Origin of the sequence: Psychrobacter sp. I-STPA10, from assembly GCF_021012795.1 — a bacterium.
Taxonomy (GTDB): domain Bacteria; phylum Pseudomonadota; class Gammaproteobacteria; order Pseudomonadales; family Moraxellaceae; genus Psychrobacter.
On sequence record NZ_VFYU01000021.1, the window covers coordinates 42707 to 61604 of the forward strand.

At 38.9% G+C, this 18898-nt stretch carries 15 protein-coding genes; 9 read left to right on the plus strand and 6 right to left on the minus strand.

The genetic code is table 11. The features are described 5' to 3' along the window. Positions 1 to 24 precede the first annotated feature (24 nt). The 5 genes from FHK89_RS10620 (at position 25) to FHK89_RS10640 (ending at position 4699) form a co-directional block, all read left to right on the plus strand. A complete protein-coding gene (locus tag FHK89_RS10620; RefSeq protein WP_230659971.1) occupies positions 25 to 1014 on the plus strand; it encodes a hypothetical protein in 990 nt (329 codons plus the stop codon). 151 nt (positions 1015 to 1165) lie between these two features. After that, positions 1166 to 1402, plus strand: a complete 237-nt coding sequence (locus FHK89_RS10625) for a hypothetical protein (protein ID WP_230659975.1) — start codon at positions 1166 to 1168, stop codon at positions 1400 to 1402. 56 nt (positions 1403 to 1458) lie between these two features. Further along, positions 1459 to 2109: a 3-isopropylmalate dehydratase small subunit gene (gene leuD, locus FHK89_RS10630; protein ID WP_230659979.1), complete on the plus strand. Its 651-nt coding sequence runs from the start codon at positions 1459 to 1461 to the stop codon at positions 2107 to 2109. Positions 2110 to 2213: 104 nt separating this feature from the next. Next, complete coding sequence (gene leuB / locus FHK89_RS10635; protein ID WP_230659982.1) at positions 2214 to 3317, plus strand: 3-isopropylmalate dehydrogenase; 1104 nt, start codon at positions 2214 to 2216, stop codon at positions 3315 to 3317. A 299-nt stretch (positions 3318 to 3616) separates the two neighbouring features. After that, positions 3617 to 4699, plus strand: coding sequence for a L,D-transpeptidase family protein (locus FHK89_RS10640; protein ID WP_230659985.1), 1083 nt, complete (start codon positions 3617 to 3619; stop codon positions 4697 to 4699). A 110-nt stretch (positions 4700 to 4809) separates the two neighbouring features. On the opposite strand, the gene infA is transcribed toward FHK89_RS10640, so the two are convergent. The 6 genes from infA to asd form a co-directional block, all read right to left on the minus strand. Next, positions 4810 to 5034, minus strand: coding sequence for a translation initiation factor IF-1 (gene infA / locus FHK89_RS10645; protein WP_011961149.1), 225 nt, complete (start codon positions 5032 to 5034; stop codon positions 4810 to 4812). A gap of 126 nt (positions 5035 to 5160) precedes the next feature. Then, positions 5161 to 6012, minus strand: coding sequence for a tRNA pseudouridine(38-40) synthase TruA (gene truA / locus FHK89_RS10650; protein ID WP_230659988.1), 852 nt, complete (start codon positions 6010 to 6012; stop codon positions 5161 to 5163). Positions 6013 to 6038: 26 nt separating this feature from the next. Further along, positions 6039 to 7133, minus strand: a complete 1095-nt coding sequence (locus FHK89_RS10655; RefSeq protein ID WP_230659991.1) for an asparaginase domain-containing protein — start codon at positions 7131 to 7133, stop codon at positions 6039 to 6041. A 90-nt stretch (positions 7134 to 7223) separates the two neighbouring features. Continuing rightward, on the minus strand, positions 7224 to 9425 hold the full coding sequence (locus FHK89_RS10660; RefSeq protein WP_230659994.1) for a FimV/HubP family polar landmark protein: 2202 nt from the start codon (positions 9423 to 9425) through the stop codon (positions 7224 to 7226). 85 nt (positions 9426 to 9510) lie between these two features. Next, the gene (locus tag FHK89_RS10665) at positions 9511 to 11076 is read right to left on the minus strand and encodes a type IV pilus assembly protein FimV (RefSeq protein ID WP_230659997.1); all 1566 of its coding nucleotides are present in this window, start codon (positions 11074 to 11076) and stop codon (positions 9511 to 9513) included. Positions 11077 to 11685: 609 nt separating this feature from the next. After that, positions 11686 to 12876, minus strand: a complete 1191-nt coding sequence (gene asd, locus FHK89_RS10670) for an aspartate-semialdehyde dehydrogenase (RefSeq protein WP_230660000.1) — start codon at positions 12874 to 12876, stop codon at positions 11686 to 11688. Between the two features lie 277 nt (positions 12877 to 13153). Here asd and FHK89_RS10675 point away from each other — a divergent pair, with 277 nt between their 5' ends. The 4 genes from FHK89_RS10675 (at position 13154) to FHK89_RS10690 (ending at position 17837) form a co-directional block, all read left to right on the plus strand. Further along, entirely contained in the window at positions 13154 to 14284 is a 1131-nt protein-coding gene (locus tag FHK89_RS10675; protein ID WP_230660003.1) for an endonuclease/exonuclease/phosphatase family protein, read from the plus strand. 429 nt (positions 14285 to 14713) lie between these two features. Further along, complete coding sequence (locus tag FHK89_RS10680; RefSeq protein ID WP_230660006.1) at positions 14714 to 15424, plus strand: HAD family hydrolase; 711 nt, start codon at positions 14714 to 14716, stop codon at positions 15422 to 15424. Between the two features lie 128 nt (positions 15425 to 15552). Beyond that, positions 15553 to 16648 (plus strand): peptide chain release factor 2 gene (prfB, locus tag FHK89_RS10685; protein WP_227428742.1). Its coding sequence is split into 2 segments (ribosomal slippage): positions 15553 to 15624 and positions 15626 to 16648, totalling 1095 coding nucleotides; the frame shifts between segments, so codons are not numbered across the junction. Between the two features lie 193 nt (positions 16649 to 16841). Then, positions 16842 to 17837 carry a hypothetical protein gene (locus FHK89_RS10690; protein ID WP_230660009.1) on the plus strand — a complete coding sequence of 332 codons (996 nt, stop codon included), beginning with the start codon at positions 16842 to 16844 and terminating at the stop codon, positions 17835 to 17837. Positions 17838 to 18898 lie beyond the last annotated feature (1061 nt).

An 18898-nucleotide genomic window follows, 5' to 3' on the forward strand; every position in this document is an offset into this window, starting at 1 on the left:
AAAACAAAATAAGGAAATTAAGATATGCGTTTTAATACAATTGCTTTATCAGCAATACTGTTATCTTGCCTTACTGCATGTGGTGGCGATGGTAATAATGATAGTAATCAACAAAATAGTGCGAATGAATCAGACACCTCAAGTACAACATCGCCTACAACACCACCAAGTACAACACCGCAAACGGGTGTTTTGCTTGATACTGTTGTGCAAGGTGTTTCTGTTTATCAAGATGATATTCCGATTGGACGCACCAATGAAAAAGGCGAGTTTTCTTATACACCTAATAAGATGGTGACCTTTAAAATTAATAACTTAGTACTTGGTAGCGCCATGCCAAAACCAATCGTCACACCACAAGATTTTTCTAAAAATCCGCAAGAAGTTACAAAAGTATTGCAGCTTTTGCAAAGTTTGGATAAAGATAGGAATTTAGATAATGGTATTTATATTGACACATATAAGATAGATTATAACAAGGCTGGAAATTTAACTGATTATAGCTTAAAAGAGCTTTGGAAAGACCCTATACATCGTATCATTCCAGCACATGAGGCGTGGTATCATTTTGAGCAGAGTCTGAAAAAAAATAATATTAAGCAGACTGTTTTTAGAAAATCTCCAGCTATTTTAAAGTTAGAGAAAGAGTTAGAAAGTGCGTCATGGCATTCTGATTGCATATCGGGAAAAAACTCAAAAGGGGGCTATATTATTGGTTATACCTTCTATTTAGAGAAAAACCTATTGACACTTGAAGCATCAAGAGTATTTTATGCGAATAAAAACTGTTCTGATAATAATGCTAAGGATTTTAGTAGAGCTTCAAAAGAAGTTGACATTACCCAGATACAAACTGTCAATGGGCAAAAGAAAATATTTGCAGACTTTGACTTTGATATCAATGGGATTTCACAACCCACTGTGCAGCATACATTGTTATTAAAAGATAATAAGTTAATAGATGAAAATAATATATTTACCAAAAATAAACTTGTGCTGACAAAGCAGAAGTAAAATTTATTAGTATCTGTATTTATCCACAAAAAGCTATTGCTTTAGATTGTTAGTATAGATTTTAAAGTAATGTTTTAAAATGTTTATTATTATTGACTTTAATTATAGGGAAATCTATGCAAACACAACAAATTTGCCATGAGCAGTACTTATGAGTATAAATGAAGAAACCCAAGCCGTTCAAACCCGCAAAATCGTTGAGCGGTTTATGCATAAGTTATCTGATGATGATCCAACTTTATATTATGCCAGCACCAGTGAAGTGGCGCGTGGGGTGCATAGGATGATAAAAGAGCATAGTAATCGTTTGTCTGTCGAGGAGCAAAAATTGGTGCGTCATCTCAGCATTAAAGATGTTGAGGTGATACTAGGATTTCATAGTAAATAATATTTTTCTTCATTACTGTATTACTCATTTTTAGATATAAAAATTAAGGAAAACCCATGCAAGCTTATAACACCCAAACTGGGATTGTCTGCCCGCTCGATCGCTCTAACGTTGATACCGATCAGATTATTCCTAAGCAGTTTTTAAAGTCCATCAAGCGTACAGGCTTTGGTGTCAATTTATTTGACGAATGGCGTTATCTTGATGAAGGATATCCGGGGCAGGATAATAGCAAGCGTCCTATCAATCCTGACTTTGTCTTAAATAAACCACAATACCAAGGTGCAACCATATTATTGGCACGCAAAAACTTTGGTTGTGGCTCAAGTCGTGAACATGCACCGTGGGCGTTGTCTGAATATGGCTTTCGTACCGTCATTGCACCAAGCTTTGCTGATATTTTCTACAATAACTGTTTCAAAAATGGTATGTTACCTATTGTATTAGATGAACAGATTGTTGATAAGCTATTTGATGCAATCTTAAGTACTGAGGGCTATGAGTTAACCACAGATTTGCAGCGTCAAGTGGTAATCACGCCTGATGGTACAGAATATGAATTTGAGGTTGATGAGTTTCGCAAGCACTGTCTGCTCAATGGTCTTGATGACATTGGTTTAACACTGCAACAAAGTGATGCCATCAAAGCTTATGAAGATAAGATGAAACAAAAGACACCTTGGATATTTAAACAAGTAAAAGCCTAGTTAGGTGGCTGAGGCATGTATTTATAGTCAGACATTTTTATTATGATAGGCTATAGATGGATGGTTACAATGAGTAAAAATAAAACATAACATAAGGAAGTAACATGAAAGTTTTAGCGTTGGCTGGTGATGGCATCGGCACAGAAGTAATGGCACAAGCAATTAATGTATTACAAGCAGTCAATGATAAGTTTGACTTACAAATTGAGATTGAGTCAGGTTTGATTGGTGGTGTTGCTGTTGATGCCACAGGTGAGCCATTACCTGATGAGACACTTGACAAAGCCCGTGCTGCTGATGCCATATTATTGGGCGCAGTGGGTGGTCCTAAATGGGATCAGATTGAACGTAGCAAACGTCCTGAGCGTGGTTTGCTGAAGATTCGTAGTGAGCTGGGGCTTTTTGCTAATTTGCGAGTTGCCAAGCTATATCCACAGCTTATTAATGCTTCTAGTATTAGAGCGGAGGTCATCTCAGGGCTGGATTTGTTGATTGTGCGTGAGCTGACAGGTGGTATCTATTTTGGTGAGCCGCGTGGTATTCGTACGTTAGATAATGGTGAAGAGCAAGGCTATAATACCATGGTTTATAGCAGTAGTGAGATTGAGCGTATTGGGCGGGTGGCATTTGATTTGGCGCAAACTCGGGCAAAAGTCACAGGCAAACAAGCCAAATTATGTTCCGTAGACAAGGCCAATGTGCTAGAGGTGACTGAGCTTTGGAAGCAAACAATGAATAAGCTACAAGCATCTGATTATAACGATGTGGAGCTAACCCACATGTATGCAGATAATGCCTGTATGCAACTGATTAAAAATCCAAAGCAATTTGACGTGATGGTCACAGGCAATATGTTTGGTGATATTTTGTCTGATGAAGCGGCAATGCTGACGGGCTCTATTGGTATGCTGCCCTCTGCTAGCCTAGATGAAAATGGTAAAGGCATGTATGAGCCTTGTCATGGCTCAGCACCAGATATTGCAGGACAAGATAAAGCCAATCCATTGGCAACCATCTTATCAGTTGCAATGATGCTACGTTATACCTTCAAACATGAAGCGTCTGCACAAGCCATTGAGCAAGCAGTGAGCGATGTCTTAGAAGATGGGCTACGTACGGGTGATATTTTAGACAGAAACGACGCGAGTAACTTGACTCAAGTTGGTTGTCAGCAAATGGGTGCAGCAGTATTGGCAAAATTGCAATAGAGCATGGTTAACGCAAAGCGAGCATCAGCCTTATTTTTGCCAATCGGTTATGGTATCTACTTAACCTAAATCGAATGTCATGACTGCAAAACAAAAATGCCTTCTATTACTAGTGGGCATTTTTTATATCCATTAAAGATAACTTGGGTTCACATAATAAGTGCAATTTACTGCAATCACTTAAATGCAAATGCTTATGATGAAATTAACAGGTGAAAGTTACAATAATTCCATCGCTCTATGAAACAGGTTTATATTAAAATCATTGAAACGAATAGATAGAGTGAAGGATACTTATTGTGAATAAAAACTATCCATTAATACTTGTCAGTATGCTATTGGTATCATTGACAACGACTTCTGCTTCTATAGCGGCCAATGATAGTTCTAAAACGACTGCTAATTCTACTGCCAATGTTAGCCAAAAGTTGACAGGTGAGGCTAAAATTAAACAGCAATTAAATCGAGTCCTTCCTAGCATACCTTATACGGTTGATCACTTATCACCGCAAGCCCAAAAAGTAAATAATGCGAAATGGCAACCTAACACCAAACTGAATCGTGAGATAACGACAAAACTACAAGCCTTGTTAAATTGGCAGCATCATGGTGTTGGTGCTGTGGATGGCAGATGGGGTAAGAATACCCGCAAAGCCATGCAGGCATTTCAAAAGGCACAAGGATTAGCACAGAGTGATGAGTTAAATCAACAAACTTGGGATGCCCTAACCAAAAATAGCAAGATTGCGACTCAGCCTGTGTTAGTGAATTATGTCATCACAGATGATGATGTGAATATCAACACAACGACGATTCCTGCTGAAGTAGAAGATAAAGCAAAGCTTGATGGTATGTATTATGAAAGCCTAATTGAGGCGTTGGCAGAAAAATTCCATATAAGTCGAGATTATTTACAGACACTCAATCCTGATGCAAAGTTTGAATCTGGTGAGACAATTACCGTTTATAATCCTGCCAATCCTTCTACCATCGCAGTGAGCCGAGTAGTGGCTGATAAATCAACTCAGACGCTATATGCGTATGATAGCGATGGTAATTTGGTCGCCAGTTATCCCACCACTGTTGGCAGTAGCGCAACACCATCACCTTCTGGAACCCATAAAGTAGAGGTGAAAGTATATGAGCCTAACTATACCTATAGCCATGATAATGGGAGTAAATCTATCTTACCACCTGGGCCAAATAATCCAGTAGGTCTGGTTTGGATTGGACTGAGCAAACCAACTTATGGTATTCATGGCTCACCTGATCCAGAGCGTATCAGTCGTCAAGCATCTTCTGGTTGTGTGCGTCTGACGAACTGGGATGCGTTGGCGTTGTATGGTGTACTTGATAATGATGCGACAGTAGAGTTTAAATAGTGTATTTTGAATATAATGTGACAGGCAAAATAAATAAGACCGCTATTTTATGAGCGGTCTTGTTTATAAATAATCATTGATAACTGATATTGATATAACTGTGGTCGAGCTTAGGTTTTACCACGATAGGTAATACGACCTTTGGTCAAATCGTAAGGAGTCATCTCAACTTTAACTTTATCGCCAGTCAAAATACGAATGTAATGTTTACGCATTTTGCCAGAGATATGAGCAATGATCTCATGACCATTCTCTAAACGTACTTTAAATAGAGTATTCGGTAGCGTATCGATTACTTCACCTTCAAACTCAATAATGTCGTCTTTCTTTGCCATAATTATCTGTATCTATATAATGAAAACAAGCCAGTATTATACGCAAGCAAAAGCTTAAACGCAAGATAAATCCCCAATAGATACTTGACATCAAACTATGGCTATGCTTTGTACGCTACAAAAGGGCTATAAATTAAGCCATAGTGGTGTCAATGGCAGATCAGGCAACTCTTGCTGCAAGGCGGGTGGATAATAAGCATTGATAAAATATAGTCCATCGGGTGCAGCCGTTGGTGGGGCAATGGTTCTATCTTTGGCATTGAGTATCGATAAAAAGGTTTCAGCAGCAATTTCCCCTTTACCAATGGCATATAGGGTGCCCATGAGATTGCGTACCATGTGATGCAAAAAACCATCTGCTTGAATATCGAGCACAATAAATTGCCCATGTTGTATCAGCTTGGCATGACTAACACAGCGCACAGGTTGTTTTGACTGGCATGCCGCTGCACGAAAACTAGAAAAATCATGGGTGCCTTCAATATATGTTGTTGCCTTTTGCATGGCATTAAAATCCAGCGTTTCATGAATATGTGTCACTTGGTGATGTAGTAGGGCCGGACGTTGCCGCTGGTTTAAGGTGATATAACGATAACGACGGGCTATGGCAGCAAAGCGGGCATGAAACGCATCACTCATCGGTTGAATCCAACGTAGGGCAATGTCATCAGGCAGTAAGCTATTGACACCACGTAGCCAGTTATTGATGCCACGCACTGCTGTAGTATCAAAGTGTGCCACCATATTGCCAGCGTGTACGCCTGCGTCTGTGCGCCCTGCGGCTATAATTTCAATGCTCTCATTAGCAACGGTACTAAAAGCAGTTTCTAGCACTTGCTGTATACACAATACCTCTTGTTGACGCTGCCAGCCTCGGTATGGTGTACCAATAAACTCAATACCAATGGCATAGCGTTGGTATGCTGATATGGATGCTAAGGTTTTTGATTTGTAGGGTTCGGTTGCGATTTGGTTCATAATTGTTTTTCTAATATAGCGTAGGGTTATGTCAAGTTGCTACTATAAGCCCAGCGTTGACGCCTTTGTTTAGGAGTATTTAAAGATAAATGTAACCATAATAAGCGCGCATAAATGGCCGCAATGGTTAGCCGTCCTCCAGAGATAACATGATGTTGATATTGCCAACTACCCGCAGCATAACTGTCACTAACACCACCAAATGGACATTGGGTGCTACAAACCAGCATGTATCCTTGTTGATAGGCTGTATCCATAAGTTTGGCTAATTCATAGCTAAAAGGGATATTGCCAGCACCAAAACCTGCCAGAATAATACCTGTAGGGGCAAATGCTTGGCACTGTGTTAGTGTTTGTGCAAACATGTCAGTGAGCCACTGTATCTGATTGGGTAGGCAAAATAGCAACGGAATATTAATCTTTTTTGCTTTCTCAATAATGATATGCGTAGCCAGTTGATTATCAATCCAATGCTGGCGGCGCAGGGCGGATAACTGTTTATGATAGCTGGTGGCGGGATAGCCTGCTCGAGAATGTCCTGTAAATGCCATCAAATCATGGCTATGTATTTTTTGCACTGTTTGTGCTGGCCATGACTCGCCTGCAAAAGCAACGATGACCCCCGATTCACCATAGCTTGCTAAACCTATGGCATCTTTTAAATTATCAAAGGCATCACTTTGTGGATCAATCTTATAATCATTAAGAATATTAGCATCAAAAAATGGGCTCATACTGGCTGTGAGTACAATACAAATATCACTGCCTGCAAAAGCTTCTGCCAAAAAAGCTGCCAAATAGCTTAATGTATCTGTGCCCGTAATAATTACAAATTGCCGCTTAGGATTAGATGTATCAGAGTAGGCAGAGAGTAATAGCTGATAAAAATGTACCATATCACTCGGCGTCAGTTGGCTGCTATCTTTAACACATTCATTTGGCAAAATATTGATATTGTCACTTAGTGTATTAGGTAGAGATGCCAATAGTTGAGGGGTGAACACATCCGCATCAATGGCTTGTAATGGTTTGCCATAACTACCAAATGTGCCGCCAGCGTAGATAAGTTGGATGGTTGGGTTGGTTGATAAGATAGGCGTAGTGTATTGTGTATTGGGCATATTTATATTAGGCTTAGTATCTAGAGATAAAAAGGCATAAAGCGATCGCTTTATGCCTTTTGTGCTTACACTAATAAATGGTTAGAGTTATTAATGTATGCGTTCAAGTAAAGTTTTTGCGTGTGCTTTATGTTGCTCACTGGCAGTGGATGTAAGAACCTCATTCACCAAGCGTTTGGCACTGTCATACTCACCAAGATCCAAATATTGTTCTGCTAAGTCTAAGGTTATTTGACTTTTATCAAGCTGTTCAACAAAGTCGAATGCTTGTATAAATTCCTTATCTATTTTTGTAACAGGTGCAGGCGTAGCCTTGGTCTCAGTGGTTAACACATCAACTTCTGAGGGTTTCTCTGGAGAAACAACAGGCGTTTGAACAGATGTTGGTGTTGGTGAGTCAGCAAGGTCCAAACTTTCTACAGATTCAGTTGAACTTGGCTTGACGGTTAACGATTCTGGACTTGGTGTTGGCTGCTCAAATTCATCATCAAACTCGGCATCAAAGTCAAAATCAAGAGCATCGAGTTGAGATATGGTATCAGCCACACCTTCATTAAAGATAAGGTCTTCATCTTCTTCAATTTCTTCGATGCTAGGCTCATTTATGACTGGTGCTGATACCGCTTCTTCTTTAGGTGTTACGGGTGTATCTGTAGGTGCTTTGGCAGTTGAAACAGAGTCTGATTCAAATACCTGTTTTTCTTGTACCTGTTCTTTTGGAGTATCTGCTACTGTAGAGTCAGTCACTAAAGACTCTTTGGAAGTTTCCGAAGTTTCATCTGTAAGCTGAATATCTTCAACTTCTGTTGTAGAGATATTGTCTTCTAAAGCAGGCTGTGCGACGATGGAGGTTTCTTCTAGTGGTTCGTCCCACGTTAATACAACCTCTTCATCATCTTTATCTTGATCTTGGATTTCTGCATTGCTTTGCTCAGGCTCTGCTAAACCAAAGTCAATTTCATTGGCATCTAAGTCATCTAGTTCTAAATCATCTAAGACTAACTCTTCAGTTTGTGTGGCATGATCTTGAGTTGCATCATCATCTAGTTCAAATACAAAATCATCATCTGCTTCACTGATAGTTGCTTCAAGATTATCTATCTCATTAGCAGTTGTTGGCTTATCAGCAGTTGTATCCTCTAAGCCCATATCATCAAAGAAGTCAGTGGTATCTTCACTAATTGACTCTGATGGGGTGACAGGGGCAGTGTCTGTTTGTGGAGATTCACTGATCTCATCGCTAAGATCTAACTCAAAAGTAGGTTCATTATGAGTTGGTGCCTCTACATTAGCCGCAGTATCTGCTTCATCTAATTCAAACAGATTCTCATCATCCAAATCCAACAATAGTTCACTATCATCATCTAATTGCAAGTCATGATTTGATTCATCTAATGTGGCTTCCTCTGTCTCTGTGGTAAATTCTTCATCTAACACAAATTCTGCTGTAGGTTCAGCTTCAAGAGATTCTGACTTTAACTCAGTCTCTACTACATTGTCTTCAGTTTCTGGAGCTAAGAGTTGACTTTCTAGTTCATCAAATGTGAATAAATCTTCCTCAGCACTGGCTGGTTTTTCGTCTATCTCTAGATCTAAAGTAGTTAAATCATCATTTTCATTAGTTTCTAGACTTGCTGGTGCTGCTGAAGATAAAGTGAGTTCATCTTCAGCTTCTGTAGAGAGAGTCAAATCATCATCAATGCTTTGTTTTTCATCAAGTGACAGATCTTCGTCAAGTGATAATTCTTCATCAAACGACAATTCATTCTCAAACTCAAAAGATAGATCATCTTCAATAGTATTTGAGGTATTAATGGTTTCAGCGACAGCATCATTAGCTATGGCTTGTGGAAAACGTTCAGCGTATTGCTGCTTGATCTCTTTCGCTTGTTGCAACGTGATCATATCAGCCTGTGTTTGTATGTTCTGATACATACTATTAAACGCTTCATGCTGTGCAGTTTGTGCATATATATCTAGTAGCTGTAGCATATATTTTTCATTATGCGGCTCAGCAGCTAACCCTTCATTAAGCAAAGCACTGGCATCATCGTATCTTTTTTGTTCGATATAATCTTTGGCGACTTCTATTCGATCTTGATCAAGATCAGTAGAAGCAACTGACGGTGATGGCACAGCTTCTGGTTCTTTGATTGGTTGAGGCTGTTCTTCAATAGGTGCAGGTGCAGCAGCAGGTGGTAGTGATGGCTGCTTTTTTTTGCGCATAAGCAAAATAATGATAACAAAAAGTACCACCAAACCTATAAGTATATAATAAAGATAGTCGTTCATATTGTCTCCTACGTCAACACTCTCGCCATTTTTTTGTCATTTACAATGACTCAGTGCTGATGATGAACTAATTATTTATTGCGTATTATTTATTACGTAAATCTTTTAAACGTTGCTCTAGATCGGCCAAACGTTGATTTTGAAGCTGCATGCGGTTCGTACTGTCCGCCAGTTGTTTACTAAGGCTTTTTACCCTCTGGACTTTGCTGGCAGCAGTTTGTCGAGATGATTTTAATTCGGCTAGCAATTCAGCATTGATTCCAGTACCTGTACTAGATTGGCTGGTTTGGCTACCTGTAGAGCTGCCAGAGCTGCTTGGTGTGACCAAAGTAACATGAGGTCTTGGTAAAGCTTGCGTAATGGTTTTATTAGTAGCAGATGCAGATGATGGTGTATTACGGTTAGTTGTACTCTTAGCCTTGGCTTGCATCTTTTGAGTATCGCTAGAACTGGTAGACTTACTATTTTTATTTTGTTGCGCATTACGGGCAGCAATGGCTGCTTTAATGCCTAATTTTGAAGGAATGACCTTATAATCAGGCAATTTAAGCTTTGCATTTGTTTTTAGTAGACTATCATCACCATTGATAAACGCATCTTGATTGTAAGCCTTAATTTGTTGCATGACGGTTTGAACACTCAAATTGTTTTCATGCGCAATTTGGTTTGCAATGGTCCACAGATTATCGTTTTGTTGTACGGTATAGGTTTGTTTACCAAGTGCAATATCAGGCGTGGGAGTTGTCTGTACTTCAGCTTTAGCATTTGTTGCTGACTTTTGAGCAGTATCCGCTATTGTATTGTCCGTTACCTTAGCTGCCACCTCATTTTTTTGTACTGCTTCTACTGTTGGTTCTTGTGAGGTTGGATCTGATTCAACGGTGGTATTTTGTGACAGATCTTGTTGAGCTAATATCTCAGTATTTTGAGCTAAATTAGCCCCAGCTTGGTGGCTACGATAGGTACGAGTGATATTTATATTTAAAGGCTGTATATGATGACTGCCAGCGAAAGTATTACTGGTATTATTTTCTGTTTGAGTTGTCTGTGCGGTATTGGCATCAGCCTCTGGTGTCACTGATGATGCAGATGCATTTAAAGGTGGTGGTAATGAGCTATTAATGGGCAGCGGTTTTCCTAAAATAGGTTGTCCCAAAGCACGATCTGAGGTTTGATTAACAACAGGTAAGTCAGGTTGTTTGGTATTCCCTGTTGTTTGAGAATTAGACTGATTAGACATGGACTTTGGCTGAGTCGCCCCCCCTGAAGGTAATAATAATGTTTTAGGAACAACTATTTGAGCCCCTGCATCATTGATTGTTAATACGACATCTGCAAAAGGGTCGGTTAAAGCAGAGCTTGTATTGATGATGACTTTACCTGAGCTGGCACTGGTCTTAACAAAATTAACTGACATTGTAGGACTAGATGTAAGCCCCATTTGTTGGTAAATCTGCTGATTTGCCAAGGTGACAGAAAAATTGTCAGGATCAATATCACTAACTTCAATTGTTGCCGCTAGTGGTTGATATTGAGTAGACTTAACATGTGTAGAGCCAATTGTCGCGGCATAAAGATTACTCGTCAATAAAAAAGCGATAGCAGCAGAGAGTTTGACGAATTTAAAACGACAATATGATGAGCAAGACATGTGCATCCTTTTTATATATAGGTCTTTTTGTATTAAATTAAAAAATGGAAGCCGCAAAGTATAAGGGTGTAATTATCATAATTTTATATCAAAGTACACAATTAATTACCAGTTTATTTTGTCTTATGGTTTGGATGACACAAAAATAGTTGTGACATCGTTCTTTGTTCTTCCTTTAAACAACACAGTATTATATGTGATTTATTTGAAGTATAAGAGATTAAGTGAAAATAAAAAAGTAATAATCTTATTTGCGACAATTAATTTGTTTTTTATTGAAAAGGTGGCAAATAAAATTCATATTGATAAAAAATATTTATGAATCATTTATATCTGTTAAGCTTCCCTCTTTGTAGAAAAAATTTAACCAATTTTTATCCAAAAGTAAAATAAAATATAGTTGTAAACCCTAAAAATATTGACGTGATGGGATTAATATTCAACAAATCCCATATAGATAAGGCAGCTAATGCTACCTTATCTATTTGTAAATTAAGTAAGTTTTACATACTTTGCAATGCTATTATAACGACAGTAACAGCGTAAGCAAAGTATTGTAGCTACTTTATATTTCAGTTTTATATCTATAGGATGGGCTTATTATCCATTTTATCCATTATGCTGTTGAATAATATTAAGCATGCGACGTAGTGGTTCAGCTGCACCCCATAATAATTGATCACCCACTGTAAACGCACCAAGATATTCATCACCCATATTGAGCTTGCGTAAACGTCCAACAGCAACGGTCAGTGTTCCAGTAACGGCAACAGGGGTCAAACGCTTAATGGTTTCTTCTTTATCATTGGCAACGACATCTAGCCAAGGATTATCACTTTCACGCAGCGCAGCTTCAATTTGTTCAAGCGGGATATTCTCTTTTAGCTTGATGGTCAAACCTTGAGCATGACAGCGCATTGAACCAACACGGACACATAATCCATCAATAGGGATGCTTGAGTCAGCAGTATTGCCCAAAATCTTATTGGTTTCTACGCCACCTTTCCACTCTTCACGAGATTGTCCATTATCTAGCTGACTGTCAATAAAGGGTATCAAGCTACCAGCTAAGGGCACGCCAAAATATTGCACAGGGAAGCTATCACTACGCTGAGTCTCAGCAATGGTACGGTCAATTTCTAAGATAGCGCTGGCAGGGTCGTCTAGTTTGGCTGCAACAGCATCATGCAATACACCCATACCGTTAATAAGCTCACGCATATTGTTTGCACCTGAGCCACTGGCTGCTTGATAGGTCATGGCTGATACCCATTCTACCCAGCCACGATTAAACAGCTCTCCAATTGCCATTAGCATCAAAGATACAGTGCAATTACCGCCAATAAAGTCTTTTTTGCCCGATTCTAAGGCGTTATTAATCACCTTATGATTAATAGGATCTAGAATAATGGTGCTTTCATCTTGCATACGTAGAGTACTGGCAGCATCGATCCAATAGCCCATCCAGCCTGAGTCACGTAAGGGTTTGTGAATTTGTGAGGTATAGTCACCACCTTGACAAGTAATGATAATGTCACACTTTGCAAGTTCAGTTAGGTCATTGGCATCTTTAAGTTTGCTATTACTGTCTTGCAAAATAACACCATCAAATTGAGGTGCTTGACCACCAGCATTACTGGTAGAAAAAAAGAGGGGGGTAATATTATCAAAGTCTTGTTCTTCTAACATACGTTGCATTAGTACTGAGCCGACCATACCACGCCAACCAACCAGTCCTACGGTTGGTTTTTGTGGGGCTAGATTTGCTTGTAATGCTTGCTCACTTTCAGACGAACCCATTCATTTACTCCTTAGTATATTGATACATTGATACAAAGAAGGCAGAAATATATTGCCTTTTTATCAACCTTTTACCTTGCCTTGATTTGGCATAAAAATCAATAAAAATTTTGCTAAAAGCTAAAATTAAGTCAATTTGAGGACACATAAAGGCGGATATGATAGGCTAGCCACAATTTTGTATCATTATTATTTAGCCTTATATGCTGTATGTTTAGCGATTTTTTATCAGAGTTGTCATATCAGACTCTAGGGGCTTATTTAAGTAAGGATTGTCATGTTGGAATATCTTATGAGTGCCAGTCAGTATTTAGCCGCATTTATTGTATTTGTGACAGTATGGGGATTATTGCCTTTTGACCATTGGTGGATACGGGCGGTAGATTTTCCGCGTATTCAATTTATTGTATTGGGAGTAGTCGCTTGGTTGGGTATGCTGTTGTTGACAGGAAGTTGGGCGGTGTGGACAGCTTGGCAGTGGTTACTATTGGTTGCGCTTAGTATCGCCATAGCGTTTCAACTTAGAATGGTATTGCCCTATACAGTTCTATGGAAAAAAGAAGTCAGAAAAGCCAGTATGAGCGCAGAAGCACCGCAATTAAAAATTATGGTATCTAACGTACTCACACCCAATAATAATACAGCAGCACTGTTACAGCGAATACAAGATAAACAGCCTGATATATTAATCACTCTGGAGACGGACCAAAAATGGCAGCGTGCGTTAGCTAGTATAGAAACAGATTATCCTTATACCGTTAAAGTACCTTTAGAGAATCTTTATGGTATGCATTTGTATTCAAAGTTTGAATTGGTTGATCCTGAGGTTAAATATCTGATCGTTGATGACATACCTTCTATCCATACCCAGCTACGTCTAGATAATGAGACATTAATATGGCTATATTGTTTGCATCCCATGCCACCAAGCCCAACTGAGGCAGATAAATCGACTACCCGTGATGCGGAGCTATTATTAGTAGGACAACACATCAAAGAAAATCAACAAACAGCGATATTGGCAGGAGATCTAAACGATGTGGCATGGTCAAAAACCACACGCATGTTTCAGCGTATCTCAGGACTGCTTGATCCTCGTATTGGACGACAATTTATCAATACTTTTCATGTGAACTATCCTTTTTTACGTTGGGCATTGGATCATATTTTTCATAGCCCTAGTTTTACCTTGGTGGCTATTGAACGCTTAGAGTCTATCGGTTCAGATCATTTTCCTGTATTAACTACATTACAATATGAGCCTGAGGTATGTGTAGAACAAATACAAGCAGCACCTAAAGCTACGGCTGAAGATAAGGTTGAGACAAAAGAGACCATCGAAGAGGGAGTAGATGAAGGTCGGCGAGTGTCAGAAGAACATGCGCAACAACAGCGTGGGGTTAAGTAAGAATGAGTAAATTGCAAAAGCGATTAAATTACACCAAATAGTTTAGGTTTATCAGATTGTTAGTTTATGTAAGCAAATGCTTACATAACTTTAGGTATTTATCGGCTAGGCAAACTGCTTCGCTAAAATTACAATAAACCCATCAGCACAAGGATATGGACAGTAGTGTTGATGGATGACTTGAAGGTTATTATGATATTGCCCTATACATAATAAACTGTTGTCATCTTGATCTAAGGAGTGATCAAATAAGGAAGTCATAATAATAATTTGCACGCCCAAAACCCAGACCTCTGCCCTAGGTTTGGGTTTTCTTTTGTCTGTTAGTGTTGTCTGTTGGTTAAGTATTTAAACACTGGTTATTATGACAACATGATAAGATATGCCAAAATTAATAACTCTTTAGCATTTTAGCATTGGGGCAAGTCTATGAACTTTGAACAAACCTTAACCACAAATCCAAAACAAGCAACTTTAGCCCTGTTTGACCTTGACCATACCTTACTCGATGTCGATAGTGACTATCTATGGGGTGAGTATATTGTCAAACATGGCTTAGTTGATGAAGCGCAGTATCGTACTGCCAATCAACGCTTTTATGAGCAGTATATTGCAGGCACGCTTGACCCAGTAGAGTATAACGAATTTGTCAGTGCTTTTTTGACTACCTTACCGATGGATAGGCTACACGCATTGCGTGAAGATTATATCAAATATGAAATCGAGCCACACATGCGACCCAAAGCCGTCAAAGCCATTCGTGAGCATTTGGCACAAGGGCATGAAGTGGTGATTATCTCAGCGACCAATGACTTTATTGTCAGTGAAATTGCTCAGCGTTTTGGTATTGAAGAAGCTAATATGTTAGCTACGCCTTTGGAAGTCAAAGACAATCGTTATACTGGAAAACTAGCCGACAAGCCCAATTTTCAAGAGGGCAAACTGTATCATTTACAAAAGTGGCTAGACAGACGTAAGCAAGCTGGCGTGAACTTTAGCAAAACTTATGCCTATTCGGACTCTAAAAATGATTTGCCTTTATTAGAATGGGCGGACGTGCCAGTGTGTATCAGCCCAGATGATACCTTACACGCTCATGCATTGGCTCATCATTGGGCAGTGGAAGATTGGGCGATTTAGTTAATTTAGCCCAATTAACTGCCTAACAGAGGTGACGGAATTTTGTTAAAATAAGCGGTTAGACCCCTCCCAGACCCTCCCCTTGAAGTAAGGGGAGGGCTTTTAGCCTTTAACAAGATAGGTGTTTTATGGAAACCAATCAATATGTAGAGCAAATCAAAGATTTAAGCAACCGAGCGACCGAGTTACGGGGGTATCTTTGACTTTGCAGGCAAGCAAGAACGCTTAGAGGAAGTTAATCTTGAGCTAGAAAATCCCAATCTCTGGGACGACCCTGAGCGAGCTACCAAAATCAGTAAAGAAAAAAGTCAACTTGATGGGGTGATTGATACCATCGTTGGGCTAGAAACCACATTAGAAGATGCCAATGCCATGCTTGAGCTGGCGATTGAGGCAGAGGACGAAAGCCTACTTAAAGACGTACAAAGTGAGCTAGACACAGCTCAAAAGCAGGTGGAAGAATTAGAGTTTAAACGTATGTTTAGCGGTGAAATGGACGCCAATAACTGCTATTTAGACATTCAATCAGGCTCAGGTGGTACGGAAGCACAAGACTGGGCAGAAATGCTACTGCGTATGTACACCAGATGGTGTGAGGCACATGGCTTTAAGGTCGATGTAATTGAAGTATCAGCAGGGGGCGTAGCAGGGATTAAATCAGCGACCATTCAAGTCAAAGGTGATTATGCCTTTGGTTGGCTACGCACTGAAACTGGGGTACATCGTTTGGTACGCAAATCGCCATTTGATAGCAATAATGGTCGCCATACCTCGTTTGCCTCAGTGTTTATCTCACCAGAAATTGATGACAATATTGACATTGACATTAATCCTGCTGATTTGCGTATTGATACTTATCGCTCAAGTGGGGCAGGGGGTCAGCACGTTAACACCACAGATTCGGCGGTGCGTATCACCCACGAACCCACAGGCACTGTGGTGGCATGTCAAAATGAACGTAGCCAACATGCCAATAAAGATACGGCAATGAAAATGCTACGTGCAAAGCTGTATGAATTGGAAATGCAAAAACGCATGGAAAAACAGCAAGCGGTTGAGGATAATAAATCAGATATTGGTTGGGGCAGTCAAATCCGCTCGTATGTGCTTGATGATTCACGTATTAAGGACTTACGCACAGGCGTTGAAACCTTTAACACTGGAGCGGTGCTTGATGGTGACCTTGACCAGTTTATTGAAGCAAGTCTTAAGGCTGGGTTGTAAGTCTTTTTGCAAGATATGCCATTACAACAGACGGCATGAAAAGGGACGACACTAAAAGGGCTTACTAAACGATAAATGCCATTAAACACACCTAAATTTCTGCTCACCGTCATCGTGGCGGTGTGGCAGACACTAATTATTAGGCAATGTATCTTAGGCAATACATCAATAATTTGATTGAGAGTAAAGGGGCATGGCTTACGCAATTCATACTCGAGGATTTGAATATAACGATGCCTATTTTGAACCAAGAAGCCACCTTGAAACGTATCAAAATATTTATCAAACTTATTCAAATAAAGAGCAAGCAATGAAAGCTTGGGGTGCATTGGAGCGAGCATGGCTTGATTTAGATTTGCTGGTAAGAGAGCCTTTTGCAGGCATGGCAGATAATGGAACTTTGCAAAAACTACAAGTTTTGTTTGATAAGTTACAAGAACATGGCGTGGTACTCAGCAAGGCGACCGAAGAAAAATTCTCCAAAATGCAAAGACAAGATTTGAGCTATTGGAGTTGCTCTATAGATAACCAAGAACTACAACTTGATAAGTTATCTGATGAGCAGTTACTAGATGTATTATTAGCTACTGATTGCAATGCGTATTGTCTGACTGAGTTTGATTCAGTTCAAGACCGTCGCTATGTATTGCAATTTTGCTATCGTAAATGGTGGCAAAATGAGGGGTTTACTGTGGGTTACTTAGATTTTGTACCTTTAGACTCGAATAAAGACCAACATATTGAGCTTTATGCCGTTTTACACCCTGATGAGTTGTTTGAGATAGAGTTTTTTACGGGTATATTCTCTGGTCACCCGTTAGTGACCTTATATCAACAAGCTGATGAGAGTAACCCAATTTTACAAAGTTTATTAGCTCAATATGCACAACACTTTGCCATTAAAAAATTTGCTATTAAACAACAGGGTGACGAGACTAATGGTGAAACAGAGTTGCATTATATAGGCGGTGATACGCAAGCATTAAGGGCGGTTAATGCCGTATTATCACAGCCATTTTTTCATATTCATGAGTTAAGCTATGAAGAATTAATGCAATTGCAAGAAGAGCAAAACCAAGAACCAGCACAAAACCAATACATAAATAAACAATATGAGGATAACTCGACTCATCATGAGCATAAAACAGAGTCAAGTATTTGGCAAAAAGTGCGTCAGTGGTTTGGCTAAAGTAAAACAGCAAAACGCATGGAGTTTGATTTTTATCTTTAATAGATGGTTCTGCTATTTCTAAAATTAGATTCCAAAATCAAAGTTTCCAAATTTGAAGAGATTATAAAGGGATAAAATTAATTTGGTTTTTATTTTATCTCTTTTTTTATAAAAAATACTTGACTTTTATTTTTAACCCTTTATTATATCTGCACATAACAATTTGATTAATTCATCTATCGAGAAAAACGAGTGCAAGTACTACAATTAGTAGACTAAGTGAGTTTGACAAAGATAGATGATTTTAGCGAATTGGTATCATAACCTTTCCCATTAACCCACAACCTATAGGAGTAAAAGCAATGTCGTTATTTTCATCTGTGTTAACTAAAGCATTGGTTAATACAAAGCAGACAATCACCCCAGCAACGCTTAACTCTGTTGTGGGTATAAAATCAGTATAGCTCTATAGTAGTAGGCTTTATTTATTACTAAGCTATATTCTCTGATTTTCTAAAACTGATTGTTTATAACTGGCTGTTTGGCGTATCTTGTGATGTCCATTTATGGCGTATGGCTGTTGTTTAATAGCTATTCTGGTATGCGACAATGGTATGCTGTCACTTGTCATGTCTCGTCTTTGTTTTATCCTTTCTTAAGAAATTTAAACTTACAAGACAACTTATAAGACAATATAAGGTAAAAAATCCTTATCTTGATAACTTATATTTGTCTTTAAGTTACCTCTTAAACCGCTTTTCTTAGCACATTCCAAAAACTTAAATTTACTTCGCTTTATAGTGAGCTGGTAAATAAAAGAATCAATAACTAAACAAAACCTTTATTAGGTTAATTTGTTGGCATTTTATCGTGTTGCCTTTTTATTTTGGCAATTCTTTAATAACGCCATAGGATTTTATTGCCCAAAATTTTGTACTTAACAAAAAATATGGGACGGAGATAGTTTTGTCTGCTGTTTTTTAAAAATACAGTTTTAATAAAATCCTTTTATAAAAAAGAAGTACTTTATAAAAATCTAGATAGTTTATTTTAAAAGTATGTCACCCCCTCCCTAACCC